Origin of the sequence: Bradyrhizobium sp. Mp27 (assembly GCF_029953005.1) — a bacterium.
Taxonomy (GTDB): Bacteria; Pseudomonadota; Alphaproteobacteria; order Rhizobiales; family Xanthobacteraceae; genus Bradyrhizobium; species Bradyrhizobium barranii.
On sequence record NZ_JASAUS010000523.1, the window covers coordinates 1 to 1,145 of the forward strand.

2 protein-coding genes and 3 pseudogenes are annotated in these 1,145 nt (G+C 61.3%); all 5 read right to left on the reverse strand.

Going from position 1 to position 1,145, the window contains the following annotated elements:
* Window positions 1-111 (reverse strand): annotated as a pseudogene (locus QJT78_RS51485) (transposase); the annotation flags it as partial.
* 75 nt (window positions 112-186) lie between these two features.
* A pseudogene (locus QJT78_RS51490) lies at window positions 187-339 on the reverse strand (IS481 family transposase); the annotation flags it as partial.
* Window positions 340-420: 81 nt separating this feature from the next.
* A pseudogene (locus QJT78_RS51495) lies at window positions 421-489 on the reverse strand (hypothetical protein); the annotation flags it as partial.
* 26 nt (window positions 490-515) lie between these two features.
* Window positions 516-668: an IS66 family insertion sequence element accessory protein TnpB gene (gene tnpB / locus QJT78_RS51500; RefSeq protein ID WP_080586968.1), complete on the reverse strand. Its 153-nt coding sequence runs from the start codon at window positions 666-668 to the stop codon at window positions 516-518.
* The gene (locus tag QJT78_RS51505; protein ID WP_038946114.1) at window positions 665-1,012 is read right to left on the reverse strand and encodes a transposase; all 348 of its coding nucleotides are present in this window, start codon (window positions 1,010-1,012) and stop codon (window positions 665-667) included. Before QJT78_RS51505 ends, tnpB begins: the two co-directional genes overlap by 4 nt.
* Window positions 1,013-1,145 lie beyond the last annotated feature (133 nt).

Sequence of the window (1,145 nt, forward strand, 5' to 3'; positions counted from 1 at the left end):
TGGTGTCAGGCCGAGATAGGCACCGACGTCGGCGGAATGTCTGAAGCGAGCGGGGTTGTCGATGGTAACGACGAAGGCCAGAGCGGTCAGGGGACCGATACCGGGAACGGTGTAAAAGTATGCACTTGACCTGACAACTGGCTCTTCGTCGTGGCGGGGTGTCCGACGAAGATTTGTGTCCGGCGCCTACGCGGCCGGCAGCAATTTCTCCCTCGCAACGGGCAGCGCGTCAAGGAAGGTTTGCATGGGTGTTTTTCCATAGCACCATCGTCCCTGATGCGGGCGCGTTTCGTTGTACGCCGTCACCCAACCATCGAGATCATTCTGCAACTCGTCGATGGGCGGCTTGACCGCCGCGGTCCGGACCCGCTTCCAGTCCATCCCATCGACCAGGGCCATCAACTGCGCAGCATTCAGCTGCACCCGATGATGTCCGATTCGTGGCCAGCAGAACCTCGCTTTCTCCAGCCGTTTTAAATAGAGGCACACGCCGGAGCCATCCCACCATACGATCTTTATTCTGTCGGCTCTTTGGCTCGGAACACATAGAGTGAACCGTCGAACGGATCTGAGCCCGCATCGCGCACCAGCGCAACAAGGCCATCGATACCCTTGCGGAAGTCGACTGGATGGCTGGCCAGGAACACCTTCACGCCGGAGGGGATCATGCCGAACGGACCGCCCGGATCACCCGCTGCAACTGCGCCTCGTCGACGTCCACGTCGGCGCGCACGATCACCTCGCCAATGGCAATTTCGATCACCGCGCCTGACACAGACGCCACCACAACCTCGCGACTTGACGGCCGCGAGGGACAATGCAACTCGGCCCGAGCATCACGGCGCCAGGCGAACAGCTGCGACGGGTGAATGCCGATCCGGCGGGCGATCGCCGATACGCTCGCGCCAGGCTCCAGCGCCTCTACCACAATTTGTGCCTTGAACTCGTCCGACCAGCGTCGGCGAAGCTGCCGCGGTGCTCCATCGAGACGGTCGGCGACCGCCTCGATCATATGGAAGGTTCTAGTTCCAGAACTAGCCCGTCCTATTCGTGAGAGTGCGGCTTTTTGGCCCGATTGATGCGGCCGCACATCTTGTCTGACGAGGCGCACAGGATTGCCTTCGGCTTTTCACCGCCTGACCACC

What these genes read in the sequence shown, in the direction of transcription:
- tnpB (WP_080586968.1), bottom strand. Translation starts at nt 668, where the DNA reads ATGATCCCCTCCGGCGTGAAGGTGTTCCTGGCCAGCCATCCAGTCGAC.
- QJT78_RS51505 (WP_038946114.1), bottom strand. Translation starts at nt 1,012, where the DNA reads ATGATCGAGGCGGTCGCCGACCGTCTCGATGGAGCACCGCGGCAGCTT.